The sequence below is a fragment of the Acinetobacter ihumii genome, assembly GCF_900625095.1.
GTDB lineage: Bacteria > Pseudomonadota > Gammaproteobacteria > Pseudomonadales > Moraxellaceae > Acinetobacter > Acinetobacter ihumii.
The window spans coordinates 541,013-562,432 of record NZ_LR130760.1 but is presented as its reverse complement, the minus strand read 5'-3'; the positions used below and the strand labels follow the sequence as shown (position 1 = coordinate 562,432).

18 protein-coding genes are annotated in these 21,420 nt (G+C 41.9%); 8 read left to right on the top strand and 10 right to left on the bottom strand.

Going from position 1 to position 21,420, the window contains the following annotated elements:
• Positions 1-26: 26 nt before the first annotated feature.
• Together hflX and E0D95_RS15800 are read right to left on the bottom strand one after the other, a co-directional pair.
• The gene (hflX, locus tag E0D95_RS02565) at positions 27-1,361 is read right to left on the bottom strand and encodes a ribosome rescue GTPase HflX (RefSeq protein ID WP_130802404.1); all 1,335 of its coding nucleotides are present in this window, start codon (positions 1,359-1,361) and stop codon (positions 27-29) included.
• A 124-nt stretch (positions 1,362-1,485) separates the two neighbouring features.
• Entirely contained in the window at positions 1,486-1,623 is a 138-nt protein-coding gene (locus E0D95_RS15800) for a hypothetical protein (RefSeq protein WP_165443228.1), read from the bottom strand.
• 171 nt (positions 1,624-1,794) lie between these two features.
• On the opposite strand from E0D95_RS15800, the gene E0D95_RS02555 reads away from it, so the two are divergent.
• Complete coding sequence (locus E0D95_RS02555; RefSeq protein WP_130802403.1) at positions 1,795-2,616, top strand: lysophospholipid acyltransferase family protein; 822 nt, start codon at positions 1,795-1,797, stop codon at positions 2,614-2,616.
• A gap of 36 nt (positions 2,617-2,652) precedes the next feature.
• Here the strand turns inward: E0D95_RS02555 and E0D95_RS02550 are convergent, their stop codons facing one another.
• Positions 2,653-4,281: a phospholipase D family protein gene (locus tag E0D95_RS02550; RefSeq protein ID WP_130802402.1), complete on the bottom strand. Its 1,629-nt coding sequence runs from the start codon at positions 4,279-4,281 to the stop codon at positions 2,653-2,655.
• Between the two features lie 140 nt (positions 4,282-4,421).
• On the opposite strand from E0D95_RS02550, the gene E0D95_RS02545 reads away from it, so the two are divergent.
• Complete coding sequence (locus E0D95_RS02545) at positions 4,422-5,432, top strand: metallophosphoesterase (protein WP_130802401.1); 1,011 nt, start codon at positions 4,422-4,424, stop codon at positions 5,430-5,432.
• Between the two features lie 69 nt (positions 5,433-5,501).
• Here E0D95_RS02545 and E0D95_RS02540 read toward each other — a convergent pair whose 3' ends face one another.
• Positions 5,502-6,818 carry an MFS transporter gene (locus E0D95_RS02540; protein ID WP_130802400.1) on the bottom strand — a complete coding sequence of 439 codons (1,317 nt, stop codon included), beginning with the start codon at positions 6,816-6,818 and terminating at the stop codon, positions 5,502-5,504.
• Positions 6,819-7,047: 229 nt separating this feature from the next.
• Entirely contained in the window at positions 7,048-7,689 is a 642-nt protein-coding gene (trhA, locus tag E0D95_RS02535; protein WP_130802399.1) for a PAQR family membrane homeostasis protein TrhA, read from the bottom strand.
• A 101-nt stretch (positions 7,690-7,790) separates the two neighbouring features.
• Between trhA and E0D95_RS02530 the strand changes: the two genes are divergently transcribed.
• From E0D95_RS02530 to E0D95_RS02520, 3 genes are all read left to right on the top strand, one after another.
• Complete coding sequence (locus E0D95_RS02530) at positions 7,791-9,017, top strand: class I SAM-dependent methyltransferase (protein WP_130802398.1); 1,227 nt, start codon at positions 7,791-7,793, stop codon at positions 9,015-9,017.
• Positions 9,018-9,479 carry a GNAT family N-acetyltransferase gene (locus E0D95_RS02525; protein WP_130802397.1) on the top strand — a complete coding sequence of 154 codons (462 nt, stop codon included), beginning with the start codon at positions 9,018-9,020 and terminating at the stop codon, positions 9,477-9,479. It begins immediately after the preceding gene.
• Between the two features lie 133 nt (positions 9,480-9,612).
• Positions 9,613-9,987, top strand: coding sequence for a glyoxalase superfamily protein (locus E0D95_RS02520; RefSeq protein WP_130802396.1), 375 nt, complete (start codon positions 9,613-9,615; stop codon positions 9,985-9,987).
• Between the two features lie 12 nt (positions 9,988-9,999).
• Here E0D95_RS02520 and E0D95_RS02515 read toward each other — a convergent pair whose 3' ends face one another.
• The 5 genes from E0D95_RS02515 to E0D95_RS02495 form a co-directional block, all read right to left on the bottom strand.
• Entirely contained in the window at positions 10,000-10,869 is an 870-nt protein-coding gene (locus E0D95_RS02515; RefSeq protein ID WP_130802395.1) for a patatin-like phospholipase family protein, read from the bottom strand.
• A gap of 14 nt (positions 10,870-10,883) precedes the next feature.
• A complete protein-coding gene (locus E0D95_RS02510) occupies positions 10,884-11,159 on the bottom strand; it encodes a hypothetical protein (protein ID WP_130802394.1) in 276 nt (91 codons plus the stop codon).
• Between the two features lie 158 nt (positions 11,160-11,317).
• Positions 11,318-13,453: a 3-hydroxyacyl-CoA dehydrogenase NAD-binding domain-containing protein gene (locus E0D95_RS02505; protein WP_130802393.1), complete on the bottom strand. Its 2,136-nt coding sequence runs from the start codon at positions 13,451-13,453 to the stop codon at positions 11,318-11,320.
• A gap of 277 nt (positions 13,454-13,730) precedes the next feature.
• Positions 13,731-14,936 carry an acetyl-CoA C-acetyltransferase gene (locus tag E0D95_RS02500; protein ID WP_130802392.1) on the bottom strand — a complete coding sequence of 402 codons (1,206 nt, stop codon included), beginning with the start codon at positions 14,934-14,936 and terminating at the stop codon, positions 13,731-13,733.
• 165 nt (positions 14,937-15,101) lie between these two features.
• Complete coding sequence (locus tag E0D95_RS02495; protein WP_130802391.1) at positions 15,102-16,112, bottom strand: AraC family transcriptional regulator; 1,011 nt, start codon at positions 16,110-16,112, stop codon at positions 15,102-15,104.
• A 211-nt stretch (positions 16,113-16,323) separates the two neighbouring features.
• Between E0D95_RS02495 and E0D95_RS02490 the strand changes: the two genes are divergently transcribed.
• The 3 genes from E0D95_RS02490 to E0D95_RS02480 all read left to right on the top strand — a co-directional run bounded on the left by E0D95_RS02490 (position 16,324) and on the right by E0D95_RS02480 (position 21,251).
• Positions 16,324-17,442, top strand: a complete 1,119-nt coding sequence (locus E0D95_RS02490; protein ID WP_130802390.1) for a CaiB/BaiF CoA transferase family protein — start codon at positions 16,324-16,326, stop codon at positions 17,440-17,442.
• Positions 17,443-17,569: 127 nt separating this feature from the next.
• Entirely contained in the window at positions 17,570-18,808 is a 1,239-nt protein-coding gene (locus tag E0D95_RS02485; RefSeq protein ID WP_130802389.1) for a carbohydrate porin, read from the top strand.
• A 37-nt stretch (positions 18,809-18,845) separates the two neighbouring features.
• Entirely contained in the window at positions 18,846-21,251 is a 2,406-nt protein-coding gene (locus E0D95_RS02480) for a glucose/quinate/shikimate family membrane-bound PQQ-dependent dehydrogenase (protein WP_130802388.1), read from the top strand.
• Positions 21,252-21,420: the final 169 nt, after the last annotated feature.

Here is a 21,420-nt window from a genome sequence, read left to right as displayed (position 1 = left end):
ATTTGAATATTCACGTTTTAACCGATCTAGGGTTTGATTTCAAATGCTTCGAGTGGTCGTTTAAACTGGCTAGCACGTTCACCCAAAATTTCTTCAAGCGGTAAATGCGCCTGTCGAATTAATTGTTCAAGTTTATGCGGAGCGATGGCAACCTTTAAATGAAGATTTCCTGCATCATCATAGTGTTCATTTTGAATCACATTGAGTGAATAGAGTTGTGTGCGTAACTTGCCATAGGCAGGCTGCAAAACCAGTTCAAACTGTTGTAGTTGCCCCATTAAACATTCTTGAACTGCTTGTTGGAGTAAGTCGAGCCCTTGCGCTGAATGAGCAGAGACATAGACTCGATCGGGCAAATGAGGCTCTGCATAGATAATCTTGGGTTCATCTCCACTCAGGTCAATTTTGTTATATACCCTTAAAACAGGCGCATCCGCACCAATGTCTTTGAGTACACCTTCAACTGCTTCAATTTGTTCCAGCATGTCTGGACTATGGCTATCAATCACATGTAACAAAAGAGTTGCCTCAAGCGTTTCTTCTAGGGTCGCTTTAAAGGATTCAACCAAATCATGTTGTAAGTCACGTACAAAACCGACGGTATCGGCAAGTACGACTGCCCCGATACCATCCCAATCCAGACGGCGTAGGGTAGGGTCTAGTGTGGCAAACAATTGATCGGCTGCATACACATCGCTATTGGCTAAAATATTAAATAAGGTGGACTTGCCGGCATTGGTATAACCGACCAAAGAAACCGTTGGAATAGCCGCTTTTTGCCGCGCAGCACGACCTTGCATGCGGGTATGCTGGACTTTAACCAATTTATCTTTTAACTGGGTAATGCGTACTTTAATTAAACGACGATCCGTTTCAAGTTGTGTTTCGCCCGGCCCTTTAAGTCCAATGCCCCCTTTTTGCTGCTCAAAACCAGCAGCCCAACCCCGAATGAGGCGGGTCGATAAATATTTGAGTTGAGCGAGCTCGACTTGTAATTTCCCTTCGTGGGTACGGGCACGCTGCGCAAAAATGTCCAGAATTAATCCTGTGCGGTCTATCACCCGACATTTCATGATTTTTTCCAGATTACGTTCTTGTGCAGGTGAAAGAGAGTGATCAAAAATGACCAGTTCGGCTTCTAAATCTTGCACCTGTTGTGCGATTTCTTCGGCTTTACCTGAACCTATAAAAAATTTAGGATCAGGTCTCTGACGTTGTACGCAGAGATGTTGCAAAATTGTGGCACCTGCGGATGTGGCAAGTAGACGGAACTCCTCAACATCCAGATCATCGAGCATATGCACAGCTACACTGACCAAAATGACGCGTTCCCTTGATTGTACTTGTCCTGAATTTTCCACAGATGTTTAAACTCGTTTAACGAAAGGTTCATTCTAAGATAAACCGTCCTTTGGCGCGACTCTAATCCTGTTATCGCGCGTATAAATCTATTGATTCAATGACGGTTGATTCAATCAGGATTTATTAAACCAGCGTATTAAATTGCTGCGCAAGTAAAATGAGCGCGCCTGCATATAAAATGGACCAACCTAGAATCTGACGTAAGCCATTTGTGATTGAGGCAATTGAGTGCTGATGTTGTTTCAATGGAGAAGTATGCATGATATTTACACCTTAATGATTTCAATTGAACAAGTAAATGATAATCAATATTAATAATGACGGGAAATTGAAATTTTAAATGTTGTTGTTCGATTTTTATCATCAATGCAACTCGATCAAGTTCGGTATAGAATGAGTCGCAATGGTAATTTTAACAACAATGAAGTGTGTATGACTCAATCAAATACTGTGACTCAAGCAGGCTTAAATCCTGTAGAAAAAGTTTTTTTATATAGTAAAAAATTAGCCACTGGTTTGGGGGTGATTGGTGAAGGCTTTTATTTGGTTTACCGTCATCAACTGTATAAAAATCCCAATAATCCATTGAACACGCGTTATGTTCAGTATTTTTGTCGTCAATTGTGCAAGGTATTTAATCTTGATGTTGAGGTGCATGGCACAATTCCACGCAATCCTTCATTGTGGGTGAGTAATCATATTTCATGGCTGGATGTTGCGGTATTGGGTTCAGGTGCGCGCGTATTCTTTTTGGCCAAAGCTGAAGTCGAAAACTGGCCTATTTTAGGTAAACTTGCCAAAGGTGGGGGAACGCTGTTTATTAAGCGCGGTTCGGGAGATTCAGTACGAATTCGTGAGCAAATTACTGACTTTTTAAAACAAGATATCCCCGTGCTTTTTTTCCCTGAAGCAACCACCACAGATGGACAAAGTATAAAACGGGTGCATGGGCGTATTTTAGGCGCAGCAATTGAGGCGCAACGACCTGTACAAGTCTGTGTAATTTGTTATGTCAATCAGCAGGGAGAGCTGGATACGGTTGCACCATTTATTGGAGAAATGACGTTTGCTGAACATGTACAACGTGTTCTGGAGATGCCAAAAGTGACTGCACATTTATTGACCCTACCTGAAATTGAAGTACAGGGGCATACTGTGAGTAGTCTCACTGCCGAAGTACAGCAAAAGATGGAACAAGGTCTTAAAGAGTTGCATGCGCGCGTGTTAAAATATGCTGTAAAGACTCAAGAATAAGGCAAATATAATGGTTCGATTGAGGTCGAGGTTTGATCACATAAAACCTTCAATTGGTAGCCATGAAACCATTTTAATCCCTATACGTTGCCACCATTTCATGCGGGGTTCTTTTTTATAAATTTTCGTGCTGGTCGGTGTTTGTCGGTACCAGTTAATTTTATGGTTAGCATCCAGTACCAGCTTATAAGCATAGTGGGTCAGCTGTTGATCCATGGTTTGATGAATACTTTTTGCTAAGGTCGGACTATTTAAAATCACCCCAATTTCTGTATTTAAATAGGCAGATCGAGGGTCAAAGTTAAACGAACCAATAAACACCTGTTTTTGATCCAAGGTCATGAGTTTGGCATGTAGACTCGAGCGACTGAGTCCTTTTAGACTAATCTCGGCTTTTTTAGAAAGTTCCTCTGTATTTTTATCGGGTTCATCGTCAATACTGGGTAAAAACTCGTACAACTGCACACCATTTTCCAGTAATTGTTGCCGATATTTCCCATAAAAAGCATGCACGACGGGGACATCATTGGCTTTATAAGAGTTGGTGAGTACCCGAACCTGCACACCGTTTTGTGCCAATTGACTTAAATGTTGAGCACCTTCTTTTTCGGGCACAAAATACGCTGAAACCAGATCAATATTTTCTTCTGGTTTTTCCAAATTTTTGATCAATTGAAAATTAAGATGTTGTTCTTTTTTGGCCTTGGCGCGAATTTTGTCTGGAGAGTCTTTCACCACTTTTGCCTGCACCCAGTCAAACTGGATACTCCCATTAAACCATTGATCAAAGGCATGTGAACGCGCAGCCAAATTCAAATAATTTTGTACATTCGCCAGTTCGTAATGTTCATCTAATTGGCGTTTGAGTTCTGGATAACGTAAATAATGCGTATTTGGATTGACAATATTGATGACAGAATACGCATATTTGTCATTCCAGTAATCATCAAAAGAATCCACGATATCATCGACCGCAGAGCCGACCAGCATCACATCGACATCGGAAAACTGATAATTGTCACTGCTACTATAATATTGATTGGTCATGTTTCGACCACCAATTAAGGCAATTTGATCATCGGCAATAAAGCTTTTATTGTGCATCCGACGATTAATCCGTTTTAAGTCCAGTACCATATCAATGGCACGGTATTGACGAAAACGATAGGGATTAAACAGTTTGACATCGATATTTTTATGCTGTGACAAGGCCAGCAAAACACCTTCCATTTTCTTTGCGTTATTGTCGTCAATTAATAAACGAACTTTTACGCCGCGGTCCGCAGCACGAATAATCGCATGTAAAGCCAATGCTCCAACGCGGTCGTTGTCCCAGATGTAATACTGTAAGTCCAGACTTTTTTCAGCTTTATCAATCAGTCTGAGTCGTGCGGTGAGCGCTTCGAGTGGATCATACAGCAAGTGATAACCCGTCAGCTCTGGATTCTGTTGACGTAAGGGCTGTACCACTTTAGCAATTGAAGTATTTGAGGTGTCAATTTGGCTGGAAAGTTGGATGGTTTCTGGACCCGCTTTGGGAAGGGTACTACATCCGCCCAAACTTAAAAACAGACTACAGCCTAAACTAAGGAACAATGCATTCCTTGTATCATTTTTTGTGATAAAACTGCTGTATTGTGTTGGTAAATTGGGTGATTTCGCCATAATGCATACATACAATAATGTGGCCTAGAGTATAATTCTTGCGTGACCAAAGATAAATAACCGAAATAGCAAGGCATTTCGCCACACTGCTTCACTGTTGATGCCTAGACCAAAGATGTTGAGTCTATTTGAGAAGATCTATGTTGGATTTTAATTCGATTATTTTTTATTTCTATCTGATTTTTGTTGTTCTTGCAATCTGGGCGATTTCCCAAGCTTGGCGGAGTCAGGCATGCACGGAAACCATTCATCCGTTTAAAGCATTTATTCATCTATTGGTGTTCTATTTATCTTATTTACTTTTCCCGCTGATTATTTTTAGTGTCTATGCAGGTTGGTCAGGGTATTTTTCGCTACATCAGGCGATTTTTGTCTTTTTACTCAGTACTTTTTTAATTTATGCGCGTTTTATTGAGCCACATTTGGTGCATGTGCATCATCATCAGTATCGTTTAAATCCTGATCAACCATTTTCCCAGCCTTTCAAGGTTGCGTTAATTGCTGACTTACATATCGGACTGTACTCTGGGCACGAACGTCAGCTAGACATGATTGTCAAAAAGTTGAACCAAGCTCAGCCTGATATTGTGGTGGTGGCAGGCGATTGGACTTATGAACCTGAACATAAATTGGCTGAAGAATTACACATGTTGCGGCAGATACAGGTACCTGTTTATTCTGTTCCGGGAAATCATGATGAACAATATCCTGGTCCTCCAATTCAGGAATTACTCAAACATGCCTTAGAGGTCAATGATGTGATTGACATTGAAGGCAAAATTGTAGAGTTTGATGAATTTCGTTTGATTGGCATTGGCGACTTATGGGCAGGTAAAACAGATATGCGATTTATGCCGGAACTGCCGCAGGATAAACCTTGGCTGATTTTATCGCATAACCCCGATACGGTGGATATGGTGCCAGAGCTTCCAATGCGACCTTTAATGCTCTCTGGACATACGCATGGGGGACAAGTGGAACTGCCTTGGATCACCAATTACATTATGAAAAGAGTCTCGATTTTAGGTCATAAAAAAGGCTTTTATGAGCATGAACATGCCGATGTTTTTGTGACTGTAGGTACAGGCATGGTCGGGATTCCTTTTCGATTTCGCGTACCACCAACCATTGATATTATTGAGTTAATTTAGAGTAAAAATTTTCATTTTAGACATCGAAATAAGAAGACCAGCAAACGCTGGTCTTTTTCTCAAATGCGATTAAATTTGATTATTCACATCTTCATTTTTGGTTTCACGGATCAATAAGAACGCAATCAGCGATAAAATTGAAGCCGCTGTTAAGTAATAACCGACTGCCTGTAGGCCATAAGTTTCAGCTAACTTGGTGGCAATTAACGGTGCAAAAGATGCGCCTAGAATACCTGCTAAGTTGAAGGTAAGTGCTGAACCTGTATAACGCACTGAGGTTGGAAATAACTCTGAAAGTACAGTACCAATCGGGCCATAGGTGAGTCCCATAATGGATAAGCCAATACACAGGAACAGGAACACCATTAAGGTACTGCCTGATGCAAGCAAATCAGCAAAGAACAAACCAAAAATAGCCGCTGCAAGACAAACCCCAATAGAGGTAATTTTACGACCAAATTTTTCAGCAAGAATGGCAGAAAGTGGAATAAATGCAGCAAAGCATAAGGTTGCTAATAATTGCATTTCCAGAAATTGTCCACGTGCATAACCCAGATGTGTCGTTCCCCAGTTCAATGCAAACACAGTGGTCAGATAAAACACCACAAAAGTACAAACTGCACCAATTGTACCGAGTAGCAGCTGTTTACTGTGTTTAGTGACAACTTCAGTAAACGGAATAGTGACTTCTTTTTGCTTATCCAATACTTTTTGGAAAGCAGGCGTTTCATGCAGTTTTAAACGGATATATAAACCGACCAGTACCAAAATTGCACTGGCAATAAATGGAATACGCCATCCCCATTGCATAAATGCTTCATCTGGCATTAATGCACCAAGCGTTAAAAATGAACCTGCGGCTAAAATAAAACCAATGGGTGCACCCAATTGTGGGAACATGCCATACCATGCACGTTTACCTTCTGGGGCATTTTCGGTTGCGAGCAGTACAGCACCACTCCATTCACCACCGAGTCCTAAGCCCTGACCCAAACGACAAAGCGCGAGCAATAATGGCGCAACAATTCCAATTTGAGCATAGGTGGGTAGTAGACCGATACAGACGGTTGAAATTCCCATAGTGAGCAAGGCTGCAACTAATGTTGCTTTACGACCAATACGATCCCCTAAATGACCAAACAGTGCAGCACCAATCGGGCGCGCAATAAAGGCAATGGCAAAAGTTGCAAGCGACTGTAGCATGGCAGCACTGCCACTACTTGCTGGGAAAAATAGATGCGGAAAAATGAGTACTGCCGCGGTGGCATAAATATAAAAGTCAAAAAACTCGATCGTTGTTCCAACGAGACTCGCAGTTAAGACACGGAATTTTGAGTTACTGGCAACAGCAGGTGCTGTGGTTGCAGAGGTAGAGGATGACGCCATAAAGGAACCTTACACTTCGTAAAAATAAAAAAATTAGTTTTTAAAAGCGTAATCTTTTTAAAAAAGGCGTAATTTCTTAAAAAAATAACGAGTAGTTGATTTCTTTCATCACTGTTTAAACCCTCTTTATTTTTTCTCCCCCAAGGAGCAATAAAAAGGACTGATGAAAGAAATCTAGTCCAAATATTCAATACCGATCAGGGTCGCTGACCATGGCATTCAAAATAGACTAGATCACGTACCAATAGATCGCGAGGAATTGTAATCCTGCGCCCATCAATACAAAAACATGCCAGATTGCATGGGTATATCTTACCTTTTTTAGCGCATAAAACAATGCTCCGATCGTATAAGCTAACCCGCCAGTCACTAAAAAGAATAAGGCATCTTTGCTTAAATATCGTTGCATATCATCAATAAGCAGAACAGCGGTCCATCCCATGAGTAAATAGGCAATGAGCGAAATTTTTTGAAAGCGATGAATGAAAATTAATTTGAAAAGTGTTCCAATCAAAGCAATGACCCAGAGTGCAATCAGTAGGTAGTGCGCTTTTTGGGTTGGAATGGCAATCATCAGAAAAGGAGTATATGTTCCTGCAATCAGATAATAAATCGCGGTATGATCGAGTTTTTTATACCAATGTCGTTTTTCTTTGGTTTTAGCAAAATGATACAGCGCAGAACTGCTAAACACTAAAATCAGGCTGAAACAGTAGGCCCATAAGCCAATCCATTGACCTGTGTGTAAGTCATGTCCCTTGATCAATAAAAAAATGGAGGCAATGATGGCGAGTACAGCGCCAGCAGCATGACTCCATGCATTGAGTTGTTCTTCAATCGGATCATAATCAAGGACAGGGAGTTGTGACATTTTTAGATCATTTTATTAAAAGTACAAGTGTATAGTAATTCAATTTTGTTTTTAAAGTAAGACGTTTTAAACTAGAGCTGCAAATAAATAAGGTTTTGACTATGTCCACTTTGGCAATTGATGCTCCTCAAGAACAGCAATTTATTGAATTGATACAACAAACCATTCAAGCTCAGCAGTTTGAACGACTGATTTTGAGTCAATATCAAGGTAGTGAGGTGGAACTTGAAAAAATCACCTTTCGCTTGGTTGAGTTACAGCAACACACCAAACTCAGTGCTCTATATCATTATAAAACCAAAGATGTGACTAAAAATTATGAGTTAAATGAGTCAATTTATGTGATTCAAGCACTTATCCCTTTATGTAAACAATCCAATTTATTTGCGCTGAATGTTGAGGCTCAACTCAAAAAGAACAAGAAAAAAGCCATGTTGAATATTCAGCAACTCAGCCCACAAGCGTCAAATCATCCAAAACCGACTCAACAACATAATCGTGAAAAAGAGCGTTTTGTAGATCAGGCCAGTCCATTTTTACAGTATTTAGGTATTACGGAAAATAATGGTAAAGTGATTCCTGCCATGGCACGAAAATGGAAGCAAATTAATAAATTTATTGAAATTTTTTCGCATGCTTATGAACAGATTGACCTGAATAAAGATCAGATCAAAATTGTGGATTTTGGTTCGGGCAAGGGCTACCTGACTTTTGCTTTATATGATTATTTACAGCAGCAGACCAACACTCAGCCTGTAATAACGGGCGTTGAGTTACGTTCCAATTTGGTTGAATTTTGCGAGGATGTAGCGGCAAAAGCAGGCTTTGATCAGCTTGATTTTTTTGAAGGTGATGTCAGAACCTACCAGACCAATGATCTGGATGTGATGATCGCTTTACACGCTTGTGATATTGCAACTGACTTTGCGATTCATACAGGTATTCGCTTAAACGCTTCCATGATTATGTGCGCGCCGTGTTGCCATAAAGAATTACGACCACAATTACACAGTCCAGCCGTGTTAAAGCCGATGTTACAGTTTGGCATTCATGCAGGGCAACAAGCTGAAATGCTGACCGATTCACTGCGTGCTTTATTACTCAAAGCTTATGGTTATGAGGTCAAGGTGTTTGAGTTTGTCTCTTTAGAGCATACCAGTAAAAATAAAATGATTCTGGCGACCAAACGTAAAGAGATTGACCAGCCAGATGCTCAGATTTTGCAGCAGATTCAGGCGCTCAAGCAAATGTATGGCATTGAAAAACAAACGCTAGAATTGCTTTTAAATGACCAAATTGCGATTGAGAATGTTGGGTGTAAATGTTAAATGATGGATAAAACTACGCGTGATTTACAACTGGATATGCAAACAGGCGATTGGAACAGCTTACAACACGATGCCAAACTCATTCGGACGAGGGTGTTTATTGAGGAGCAACAGATTCCTGAGCAAGAAGAATGGGATGATCAGGATGAAATCTCGCAGCATTTTGTGGTTTATCAGGATACCCAACCGATTGCGACAGCACGTTTGCTTGCAAATCGTAGTATTGGGCGAGTGGCTGTTTTAAAAGCCTATCGAGGTTTAAATATCGGAAATCAATTGATGCAAGCCATCATCGATCATGCCCAACAGCAAAAATTGCCTGATTTAAAATTGTCTGCGCAAGTCTATGCAACAGGTTTTTATGCGCGTTTAGGCTTTACGCAACGTGGCGAAATTTATGATGATTGCGGGATTCCGCATAGTGAGATGTTTCTATCTTTAAGTGAAGTGACATCTCATTGAGGTTGATGAACTTTAGATTGCTTTTATTGGTCTCGTTTATTTATCTATTTGAAAAATAAATAAAACTTAAGAGATTATAAAAGCAATCTATGAAAGGAATCGATTGTATTTTTAATAAAATGAGCTTGAGAAAATGAATCCAAATCAAACGATTATTCCAGTGTTGCGCATATTCGATGTCGAAAAAGCCAAAGCTTTTTATCTGGATTTTCTAGGTTTTCAACTGGATTGGATGCATCAATTTGAAGAAAATTTTCCGTTTTATCTGCAAATTTCAAAAGATCAATATTGCTTACATTTAACGGAACATTATGGCGACTGTAGTCCGGGTGCTTTAGTGCGTTTGCATCAGCCAGATTTAGAAAGGTTCGCTGAGCAGCTTAACAATCAAAATGCCAGATTTGCTAAACCACAGATTGAAACAATGCCGTGGGGCAATTTAGAACTTTCGGTCAGTGATCCATTTTCCAATCGTTTGGTCTTTTGGCAAGATCAGGCAGAAGCCTGATCTTTTAACCGTTTAGGGCAATTTTTTCCATTGCTCAATCGCAGCAAAGCCTGTTTCTAAACCGACTTGATAGGTATATTGCAACTTATTGCGGTCTTTACACAGGCGATTGGCCAGTCCTTTTTGCTGAGGAACACAAACTTCTAAAATCTGTTGCGGATGCTGAGTTGAATGGGGTTGACGTAAAAAACTGACCGAATCGTTATAACGATAACAGCGTTGTTTTAGACTCAAGGCAAAGCCCTGATGATTCTTTACGATATATTTCGCCAGAAACTGATCGCCTCGGCTACTGGCTTTAAAATATTGCTGCGGACGAGTACGAATCACCATCAGCTTGCTGACATCTGCTTGTTGCGCTGCCCACTGTACAGGTAATGCATCGGCAACACCGCCGTCAAAATACGGTTCACCCATAATTTGAACAGGTTGGCGAGTCAATACAGGAATGGTACTCGATGCCCTTAAAGCATCCAGCAGATTATCTCGACCTGCACGTAAATACTCAGCCCGCCCGCTTTGTGCATGGGTCAGTACCATATAAAAATCAGGATTTTGAGCAAAAAGTTTGTGTTGATCAAGTGGGTATTCTGCTTCGCCAACGTGCCACATCCACTCCAAATCGAGCAAATCACCACCTTTTAAGAAGCGTTTATAGCTAATAAATTCTGGACGGAGAGAGTGATCAATATAAAACTGAAGCGTACGACCTTTTTGACCCGCCAGATAATTGGCAAGATTGGTGGAGCCCGAAGACACGCCGACATATAGATCAAACGGATTAAATTGTTGTTCCAAAAAGGCATCGAGTACACCCGCAGTAAAAGCACCGCGCATACCACCGCCTTCAACGATAAGTGCCTGACGTTGTATTGCTGACATGATATTTTCCAGAATTAAGGCTGAGCTTGATGTTGCGAAGATTGATCAGAATGTACTGATGGCTGAATCGGGGTTTCCTGATTTTGCTGATTTTCAGCGGCTTGTTGTGGTGTCGTTTTAAGCTGATAGTGACCTTTTTTCGCTTCCTGATTCGGCATATAGTCAGGTTCACTGGACATGGCCAAATATAAAAAAGTAAAAAAAATGGTGGTTATGGCTGCCACAATGATAATAAATTTCCAGCCTAAAGCTGTGGATTCAGAATCATTGCCAGAAGATGATTTACTCATAAATGAGTCCAACCGTCAAAATAAACAAAGAAAAATAAGTGGCTGTTATAGCACAAAATTGAAAAAGAAGGCGGAATTTAATCTAAAGTTTATAAAATACAATAAGATAAAAGGCGCATGTTAACTTGGATATTACATGCGCCATAACGTTCAACCATTTATGAAATGATTTGCTTTTGCGCGGCTTTGTCTTTTAATAATTGTGGTGGATTAAAACGTTCACCATATAGTGCAGCGAGCTGTTCAGCACGTTGAAGCGATTGTTCAATGCCATATTGATTTAAGAACTGAATCGCACCACCTGTCCATGGTGCAAAACCAATTCCAAAAATCGATCCGACATTGGCATCAATCACAGATTCTAAAACGCCTTCTTCATAACAACGTAAGGTATCAAGTGCTTGAACAAACAAGAAACGATCAATCATATCTTGTTCAGAAATCGAATTTTCCTTCGTCCAACGGCTGAGTCCATCCCATAAATGTTTTTTGCCATTTTCAGGATAATCATAGAAGCCTGCGCCTGCTGCTTTGCCTTTGCGGTTCAGTTCATGAATCATGGTATGAACCACCTCATCGACAGAAGTTTTCGGTAAATCTTTACCTTCCGCTTGTAGCGCTTTACGGGTTTCGCTTGCAACATGTTCAGTCAAAGTTAAAGAGACTTCATCCTGAATGGCAAGTGGGCCCACAGGCATCCCTGCTTTGAGTGCCGCCATTTCAATTTTTGCTGGATGTACGCCCTCAGCAAGTAGGCGCATACCTTCTTGAATGAATGTACCGAAGACACGACTGGTAAAGAAGCCACGACTGTCATTGACCACGATTGGCGTTTTCGCAATTTGTTGTACAAAATCATAGGCCTTTGCCAACGTTTCAGCAGAAGTTTGTTTGCCTTTGATGATTTCGACCAATTGCATTTTATCGACAGGACTAAAGAAATGTAGACCAATAAAGTTTTTGGCATCTTTACTGGCTGTTGCTAAGCCTGTGATTGGTAAAGTTGAAGTATTTGAGGCAAAAATTCCACCTTCAGCTAAATATTGTTCAGCTTCTTGAGTCACCTTGGCTTTGAGTTCCTGATTTTCAAATACCGCTTCAATGATTAAATCACAGCCTTGCAAATCTGCTGCATTCGCGGTCGCAGTAATCAGCGCTAACACTTGGTCACGTTTTTCTGCGCTCATACGACCTTGAGAGACACGTTTATCCAATAATTTTTGTGAGTAAGCTTTGCCTTTTTCAGCATTTTCAATGGATACATCTTTCAGAACAACAGGAATGCCTTTAATTGCGGTTGAGTAGGCAATCCCTGCACCCATCATGCCCGCGCCTAACACCCCGACTTTCTTGGCTTGCCATTTTGCAACATCAGCAGGGCGACTTGCACCTGATTTAATTGCATTTAGACCATGCCAGAATGTGCCGATCATATTTTTTGAAATTTGACCAACTGCGAGTTGAGCAAAGTAACGGGATTCAATGCGTAGTGCGGTATCGACATCTACCTGCGCGCCTTCTACTGCTGCTGCCATAATCGCTTCTGGGGCAGGGTAGCAGCCTTTGGTTTTGTCCCGCAGCATCGCAGGAGCAATTGCAAGCACTTGCGCAACCGCTGGCGTACTTGGACTGCCACCCGGGATTTTGTAGCCTTTGACATCAAACGGCTGCTGACTTTTCGGATTAGCTTTGACCCAAGCAATTGCTTTATCTAACAGCTCTTGTTCATTTTCAGCAGTGTCATGCACCAAACCAAGAGATTTTGCTTTATCGACACTAAATTGCTTACCTTCCATTAAGAAGGGAAATGCATTCTGTAAGCCGAGCAAACGTACCATACGCACGATTCCGCCACCACCCGGCAGTAAACCTAAAGTCACCTCAGGTAAACCAAATTTAGTTTTTGGATCATTAATGGCAATACGATAATGACAACCTAAAGCGATTTCCCAACCACCGCCGAGCGCTGTACCGTTTAAGGCAGCAACTACAGGCACACCTAAAGTTTCGATCGCGCGTAAATCGCCTTTGAGCTTTTCAATCATGTTGAAAAATTCAGTAGCATGTTCAGGTTGTACCTGAATCAGTTCATCCAAGTCACCGCCTGCAAAAAATGTTTTCTTGGCTGAACGGAAAATAATGCCTTTCAGATCATTTTCAGCTTTAAGCTTTTGGCTGACTTCATTTAAAGAATCTCTAAATTCTGCATTCATGGTGTTAGCAGATTGACCCGATGAATCAAGGGTAAGAATGACTATATTATCCGCGTTTTTTTCGTATTTAATTGCGCTCATACATCATCGTCCAATATTTTATGAGCTTAATCGTAAGCAATCTGCGGAAGTAAAGATAAGCACCGCAGAGTCTTATTAAGCTCTCATCTAGTTTCAGGATAAACCTTCAGTTCGACCTACTTTTGTTTCGGCAAAAGTAGGCAAAACCATTGTCATTCGCAAAACCTGTTCAATTCTTTCATTTATACAATTTATCGCAGAAACAATACATTGTAGATGCTATGCAGGTTGCGAATGACGTTTCCGAGTCTCATATTTCAGGGAGGTGTTGAGTGCTTTACACCAACTCAATAATCGTGGCAATCCCCATCCCACCACCGACACATAAAGTCGCTAGACCGCGTTTTTTACCTTGACGCTCTAACTCATCCAATAAAGTGCCTAGAATCATCGCACCTGTTGCACCCAATGGATGTCCCATCGCAATCGCACCGCCATTGACATTGACTTTCTCAACTGGAACATTCAGTTCATTGATAAAGCGCATCACCACAGCTGCAAAGGCTTCATTCACTTCAAACAGATCAATGTCATCAATGCTTAAGCCTGCCTTTTCTAATGCTTTACGCGCCGCAGGCGCAGGACCAGTCAACATAATGGTGGGGTCAGTACCGACCAATGCGGTTGCCAATACTTTGGCACGAGGTTTTAGACCTTGTTCTTTAACTGCTTTTTCAGAAGCCAATAACACCACCGCAGCACCATCAACAATGCCTGATGAGTTACCTGCATGATGGACATGGTTGATTTTTTGCGCTTCAGGATATTTTTGTAAAGCAACGGCATCAAAGCCCATTTGTCCCATCATTTCAAAGCTGGCATTTAATTTAGCCAAGCCTTCAACTGTGGTGTTTCCTTTGATAAATTCATCTTTTTCTAAGATCGTGACCCCTGTATGGTCTTTGACAGGGACAATAGATTTATCGAAATGACCATTTGCCTGTGCTGCCGCCGCTTTTTGTTGTGAGCCGACTGCAAAAGCATCAACATCTGCGCGGCTGTAACCATCCAGAGTTGCAATCAAGTCTGCGCCAACACCTTGGGGAACAAAAGACGATTTTAAGTTAGTTTCAGGATCAAGTGCCCAAGGCCCACCATCTGAACCCATGGGGATACGTGACATCGATTCTACGCCACCTGCAACGACAATATCTTCCCAACCTGAACGGACTTTTTGAGCTGCCAAGTTGACGGCTTCCAAGCCTGATGCGCAGAAGCGATTGATTTGCACACCTGCCACGTCGTCATTCCAGCCTGCGGCAATCGCAGCAGTTTTGGCGATATCACCGCCCTGATCACCAATTGGGGTGACACAACCCAGTACAATGTCATCGACTTTTGAGGTGTTGAATTGATGACGTTGTTGTAGTTCATTGAGTAAAGTGGTGACCAGCGTAATTGGTTTGACTTCATAAAGTGAACCATCTTTTTTTCCTTTTCCACGTGGAGTGCGGATGGCATCGATGATATACGCCTCGCTCATCATTATTCCTTTTATGACCTTAAATATTTTTATGTCTTGAGTGTAATGGTTTTTGGTGCTAACACAATGACGATAAGGTCATCTACTCGATGATGATTTTTGCCAATTTTAAAAAGAAAAAGTCCGAGCTAGGCTCAGACTTTTTACATTTATAATCAATGAGATTTAATGATACCCATGTAACTGACGATATAAACCCGGTGTTACCCCAGTCCATTTCTTAAATGCACGGTGAAAGGTACTGGTTTCACTAAAACCTACCTGTTGTGCGACATCTTCTAGGGTTAGGTCTGGGTTTAATAATAAATGAATCGCAGCATCACGACGCAAAGCATCTTTCACACCTTGATAGCTTTTGCCTTCAGTGGCGAGTCGACGACGTAGCGTTTGTGGAGAAAGATAAAGCATGGATGCCACATCATTCAGCGTTGGCATTTCTTCACCAATCTGGCTTTTGAGTACATCACGGATACGCGAAGTCAGGGAGTTGGTATTTTTAAATTTCACTAAAAGCTGGGCAGGGGCAGCTTTTAAAAATTCTTCCAGCGTTTTCTCATTTTGACGAATTGGTAAATCCAGATAGTCCGCTGCAAAGGTAATTTCAGTGCGTGGCATGTCGAACTGCATGACAGGTGCAAAAAACAATGCATCGTATTCATCGGCATGCGCAGGTCGAGGATAACCAAAGTGAACACGTTCCAGTGGCAAGCGGCGTTCAATTAACCATGATGCTAGACCATGCCAGATCATGAGCATGCTTTCAGTAATAAAATGATCTGGGTCAAGTGTTTTGGGAATCATGGGCACTAGGCGCGCTTCATGTTTATCACGTTCTAACGTAACCGACCATTCATCACCAAACAGCTTATAAAATTGAGAAGATAAATCTAAAGCTTCGCCTAGTGTTTTTGCATGAATAATCAACTGACACATAATGGCAAAAGTGCCTAAACGACGGGGCTGAACATCAAAACCAACATGTTCATCCTGCGTCACCATCCACAGCATTTTAATAAAACGTGTGTATTGTTCAGGTGAAATACGTGCTTTGGGTTGACGGAGCAATTCGGCTTCAATACCTACATGGGAAAGTAAGGTTTCGACATCCATGCCGAGGCGTTTAACACCAGTCAAAGCCGCATTCACGAAATGAATGCTAATGGTATCGCGACTCATGTTAAATCCTTCAGTCTCTTTTATGTTCACTTTTGATTGACCTAAATGACCTTAAAAAATGTTCAATTGGCGATTTACAACAACTGTAAATCACTATTCACATGTTAAATTGCCGAAATGATCAAGGTAAATGGCTGAACATGACATTGTTTTGATTCTTTTATATCCCTAAGATCGCTAAAAATACAATAGTTTTAGGATGAAAATAAGCATGACAACAGCATTAAACGGATTAAAAATACTGGATTTTTCAACTTTATTGCCCGGACCTTTTGCAACGATGTATCTGGCGGATATGGGCGCAGAGGTGATTCATATCGAGTCACCGACTCGTCCTGATCTGGTTCGAATTATGCCACCCTATGCCAATGGTCAAGCCACATCTCATAGTTATCTCAACCGTAATAAACAGTCGATTGCACTGGATTTAAAAGACCCTGCCAGTATTGATCTCATCAAATCCCGAATTTCAGAATTTGATATTGTGGTCGAACAGTTTCGCCCAAATGTGATGCAGCGATTAGGGCTGGACTACGCCACTCTCGCGCAGCTTAATCCTCGTTTGATTTATTGTTCCATTACTGGTTATGGACAAACAGGCAGTTATCAGGATCGGGCTGGACATGACATTAATTATTTAGCCTTGTCTGGCATTATGGGACATAGTGGTCGTAGCCAAAGTGGGCCGCCGCCACTGGGTATTCAGATTGCTGATGTTGCAGGTGGGTCTTTACATGCGGTGATCGGAATTCTGGCGGCAGTGGTAGAGCGAAACCAAAGTGGGCAGGGACAATATATTGATATTTCCATGACCGATTGTGTGGTCGGACTGAACAATATGGCGGCTTCAGCAAGTCTGGCCGCAGACGTGGCACAGCAACCTGAACAAGCCATGTTAAATGGTGGCAGTTTCTATGACTATTATTCAACCAAAGATGGTCGTTACATTGCGGTTGGCAGTCTTGAACCGCAATTTATGGCAGGACTCGCCACAGCCTTACAATTGCCAATTTTATTAGAAAAAGGGGCATCTTTTCATCCTGATGATCGACAACTGGTTAAACAGGCATTGGCAGATCAATTTAAAACTCAGGATTATGCCCATTGGCATCAAGTATTCGCTGCACTCGATGTCTGTGTTGAACCCGTTTTGACACTTGAGGAGGCCTTACATTCGCCTCTTGCTGCCGAGCGAGCTTGGGTGGTCGATGTTCCTTTGTCTGAGCAGAGTGATCAAACTGAACCTCAATTGGCTTGTCCAATTAAATTTTCAAGGTCGCAGCCACGCTATGATTTTATTGGACAGGGGCTTGGTGAGGGGAGTTGGTGATCAATTAAACGGATAATCAGCATAAAAGTAATGATAAACAAGTAATTAACATTTTAAATAAATTGTTATGTTCAGAATTGGCGTAATCTTTCACGTATAAATATATCAATAAAAAGGTTACCTAAACATGACAATTAATTCATCTTTAGTTGTTTCTTGTTTATCTGTTTTAACACTGAGTCTTTTTCAAACCACACATGCTGCTTCCGCATTTGATTCTTCAAGTCCGTGGATGTTTGGCGACTGGAATGGAAAACGTACTGAGTTACAGCAACAAGGTTATGACTTTAGTTTTGGTTATACGGGTGAATTGGCAAATGTATTGGATTCAAAGAAAACTTCGAATCATGGTACAGAATATGCCGATCAGTTTTCATTCGGCGCGCATCTTGATCTAGGCAAAATTGCAGGTTGGGAGGATACCGAAGCGCAAATCACCGTGACTGAACGTAATGGGCATTCACTTTCCCAGACTTCTCCTGCTTTAGATGGACATTTAAGTTCAACTCAGGAAATCTGGGGACGTGGGCAAACTTGGCGTTTAACAGATTTGTGGATTAAAAAGAAATTTTTTGATCAGGCACTGGATATTAAAGTTGGTCGTTTTGGTGAAGGTGAAGATTTCAATAGCTTTGACTGTGATTTTCAAAACCTTGCCTTATGCGGTTCTCAAGTCGGGAATTGGGTCGGTGACCAATGGTATAACTGGCCTGTCAGTCAGTGGGCATTACGTGTCAAATATAACTGGCAGCCCGACTTATATACCCAGATTGGCGTGTATGAATACAATCCTGAAAATCTGGAACGCGGTAAAGGCTTTAATTTAAGTACTGATGGTTCGCATGGTGCCATTATTCCTGCTGAAGTGGTTTGGTCGCCAAAACTCGGTGCGCAAGCACTCAATGGCGAATATCGTCTAGGCTATTATTACAGCACCGCAGATGCCGCAGAAATTAACAATCCTCAACACACTTCACATAAACAGGGCGGTTGGCTGGTTGCCAAACAGCAACTGACTCGTGTTAATGATCAATCCGATCGTGGGCTAAGTGGGTTTGTTAACCTCACGCTGCATGATTCTGATACCAATACGGTTAAAAATATGCAGAATATCGGCCTCGTTTATAAAGGGCCATTTGAACAACGTCCACAGGATGATGTGGCGATTGGGTTTGCGCGGATTGAGGTGAATGGTGATTTAAACACCGATCAGGATGAAGAATACAATACCGAGCTGTATTACGGTATTCATGCCAATAACTGGCTGACGATTCGTCCCAATATTCAATATGTACGCCATGTGGGTGCTTATAAAAATGGCGATAACACATGGGTAGCCGGCATTAAATTACAAACAGCTTTCTAATTTTTCTATAAAAACATCAATGAATAGAGGTGGTATCATGACTCAACCATCTTCACACTCAGGACTCAGAACATTTACCGTGATTATTGCCATGGTATTTGGGTTGATTCTGCTCGCTGGAGGTCTCTGGCTTACCTTTTTAGGTGGGTCTTTTTATTATGTGGTAATAGGACTATTGTTCATTGCCTTTGCTATTTTGCTGGGCAAGCGTTCCACTTCAGCACTCTGGTTATATGCAGCACTCATGCTGGGTACAACCATTTGGGCAATCTGGGAAGTCGGAACAGACTTCTGGGCATTGGCACCACGTCTGGATATTTTAGGCTTATTCGGTCTATGGTTACTGATTCCTGCCATTACTCGCGGTATGGTGAATACTGCGCCAAGTAAGATTGTCCTGTCATCTACACTGCTGATTGCCATTGCGGTGATGGTATATTCGATTTTTAATGATCCACAAGAAATTAATGGCATCATTCAAAATCAACAACCTGCAACTGCACAAAAAGTGGAGGGCGTGGCTGAACAGGACTGGCCAGCGTATGGACGTACTCAAGCAGGCGTTCGTTATTCACCACTGAATCAGATCAATGAACAAAATGTCAAAGACCTTAAAGTGGCTTGGACATTTCGTACAGGCGATTTGAAAACTGCAAATGATTCTGGTGAAACTACCAATCAGGTGACGCCGATCAAAATTGGCAATGACATGTATATGTGTACTACACACCAATGGCTCATTGCTTTAGACCCAGCAACAGGTAAAGAAAAATGGCGTTTTGATCCGAAGTTAAAAGCGGATAAAAGCTATCAGCATTTAACTTGTCGGGGTGTTTCTTATTTTGATGCTGCAAATACCCAAGGTTTTGCAAGCAGTTTGCAACATAAAACCTCAAGTTCAACTGAATGTCCACGCAAAATCATTTTACCAGTCAACGATGGTCGTCTGGTTGCGGTGAATGCAGACACAGGTAAAGCGTGTTCTGACTTTGGCACCAATGGTCAGGTCGATCTACAAAAAGATATGCCTTATGCCTATCCGGGGGGGTATAACCCAACTTCACCACCTGTGGTGACGGGTACGACCATCGTGATTGCGGGTTCCGTGACTGATAACTACTCAAGCAAAGAGCCATCGGGCGTGATTCGTGGCTACGATGTCAATACAGGCAAGTTGCTTTGGGTATTTGATACAGGTGCTGAAGATCCAAATGCCATTCCTGCACCGGGTCAGACTTTTGTACATAACTCACCAAATGCATGGGCGCCACTGGCTTATGATGCCAAAGCCGATGTGGTTTTTGTTCCAACCGGTGTCGGTACGCCTGATATCTGGGGCGGTGACCGTACCCCACTGAAAGAGCGTTATGCCAACTCTGTACTGGCAATTAATGCCTCAACAGGCAAGCTCATCTGGCATTTCCAAACCACCCATCATGATTTGTGGGATATGGATGTACCATCACAACCGACATTGGCCGATGTAAAAGACAAATCAGGTCAAATGGTGCCTGCGGTTTATGTCACCACCAAAACAGGCAATGTCTTTGTATTGGATCGTCGTGATGGTAAAGCGATTGTACCGATTACGGAACGTCCTGTACCCCAGACTGTGAAACGTGGGCCACAAACCAAAGGTGAACATTATTCAGCAACACAACCTTTTTCCGATCTAAATTTGGCGCCACAAAACAAACTCACAGACAAAGACATGTGGGGCAGTACCATGTTTGACCAACTGGTGTGTCGTATTCAGTTTAAGCGTCTGAATTATGATGGTATTTATACTCCACCATCGGAAAATGGAACGCTGGTATTTCCGGGTAATTTAGGGGTATTTGAATGGGGCGGTATTTCAGTCAACCCTGATCGTCAGGTCGCAGTGATGAATCCGATTGGTCTACCATTTGTCAGTCGTCTGATTCCAGAAGATCCAAACCGTGCAGAAACTGCCAAAGGTGCAGGAACAGAACAAGGTGTTCAGCCAATGTATGGCGTACCTTATGGTGTTGAAATCAGTGCCTTCCTGTCTCCAATTGGCTTGCCATGTAAGCAACCAGCATGGGGTTATGTGGCGGGTGTGGATTTAAATACGCACCAAGTGGTTTGGAAAAAACGGATTGGTACCATTCGTGACAGTCTGCCAAATCTATTCCAGTTACCGCCTGTGAAAATTGGGGTGCCGGGTCTAGGTGGCTCTATTTCTACAGCAGGCAATGTCATGTTCGTGGGGGCAACTCAGGATAATTACTTACGCGCATTTAATGTGAGTAATGGTAAAAAGCTTTGGGAGGCGCGGTTACCTGCGGGTGGACAGGCAACACCCATGACCTATGAAATCAATGGGAAGCAATATGTGGTGATGATGGCAGGTGGGCATGGTTCATTTGGCACCAAGATGGGTGACTATCTGGTGGCGTATGCTTTACCTGATACGAAATAATCTTTAGCGATCTGAAATAAACGGAAAAGCCCAGATCAATTCTGGGCTTTTTCATTAAAATCGACTAAGAAAATGTCTTATCAATAAAATCGTTATTAAATATCCAAAAAAAGCATTTTGTTGATGAAACAAAGCTCGTTATGCTATTCGCCTTTACCATGAATCTACT

Coding starts and splice junctions, on each gene's coding strand:
- E0D95_RS15800 (WP_165443228.1), bottom strand. CDS start 1,623: ATGCATACTTCTCCATTGAAACAACATCAGCACTCAATTGCCTCAATC.
- E0D95_RS02555 (WP_130802403.1), top strand. CDS start 1,795: ATGACTCAATCAAATACTGTGACTCAAGCAGGCTTAAATCCTGTAGAA.
- E0D95_RS02550 (WP_130802402.1), bottom strand. CDS start 4,281: ATGGCGAAATCACCCAATTTACCAACACAATACAGCAGTTTTATCACA.
- E0D95_RS02545 (WP_130802401.1), top strand. CDS start 4,422: ATGTTGGATTTTAATTCGATTATTTTTTATTTCTATCTGATTTTTGTT.
- E0D95_RS02540 (WP_130802400.1), bottom strand. CDS start 6,818: ATGGCGTCATCCTCTACCTCTGCAACCACAGCACCTGCTGTTGCCAGT.
- trhA (WP_130802399.1), bottom strand. CDS start 7,689: ATGTCACAACTCCCTGTCCTTGATTATGATCCGATTGAAGAACAACTC.
- E0D95_RS02530 (WP_130802398.1), top strand. CDS start 7,791: ATGTCCACTTTGGCAATTGATGCTCCTCAAGAACAGCAATTTATTGAA.
- E0D95_RS02525 (WP_130802397.1), top strand. CDS start 9,018: ATGATGGATAAAACTACGCGTGATTTACAACTGGATATGCAAACAGGC.
- E0D95_RS02520 (WP_130802396.1), top strand. CDS start 9,613: ATGAATCCAAATCAAACGATTATTCCAGTGTTGCGCATATTCGATGTC.
- E0D95_RS02515 (WP_130802395.1), bottom strand. CDS start 10,869: ATGTCAGCAATACAACGTCAGGCACTTATCGTTGAAGGCGGTGGTATG.
- E0D95_RS02510 (WP_130802394.1), bottom strand. CDS start 11,159: ATGAGTAAATCATCTTCTGGCAATGATTCTGAATCCACAGCTTTAGGC.
- E0D95_RS02505 (WP_130802393.1), bottom strand. CDS start 13,453: ATGAGCGCAATTAAATACGAAAAAAACGCGGATAATATAGTCATTCTT.
- E0D95_RS02500 (WP_130802392.1), bottom strand. CDS start 14,936: ATGAGCGAGGCGTATATCATCGATGCCATCCGCACTCCACGTGGAAAA.
- E0D95_RS02495 (WP_130802391.1), bottom strand. CDS start 16,112: ATGAGTCGCGATACCATTAGCATTCATTTCGTGAATGCGGCTTTGACT.
- E0D95_RS02490 (WP_130802390.1), top strand. CDS start 16,324: ATGACAACAGCATTAAACGGATTAAAAATACTGGATTTTTCAACTTTA.
- E0D95_RS02485 (WP_130802389.1), top strand. CDS start 17,570: ATGACAATTAATTCATCTTTAGTTGTTTCTTGTTTATCTGTTTTAACA.
- E0D95_RS02480 (WP_130802388.1), top strand. CDS start 18,846: ATGACTCAACCATCTTCACACTCAGGACTCAGAACATTTACCGTGATT.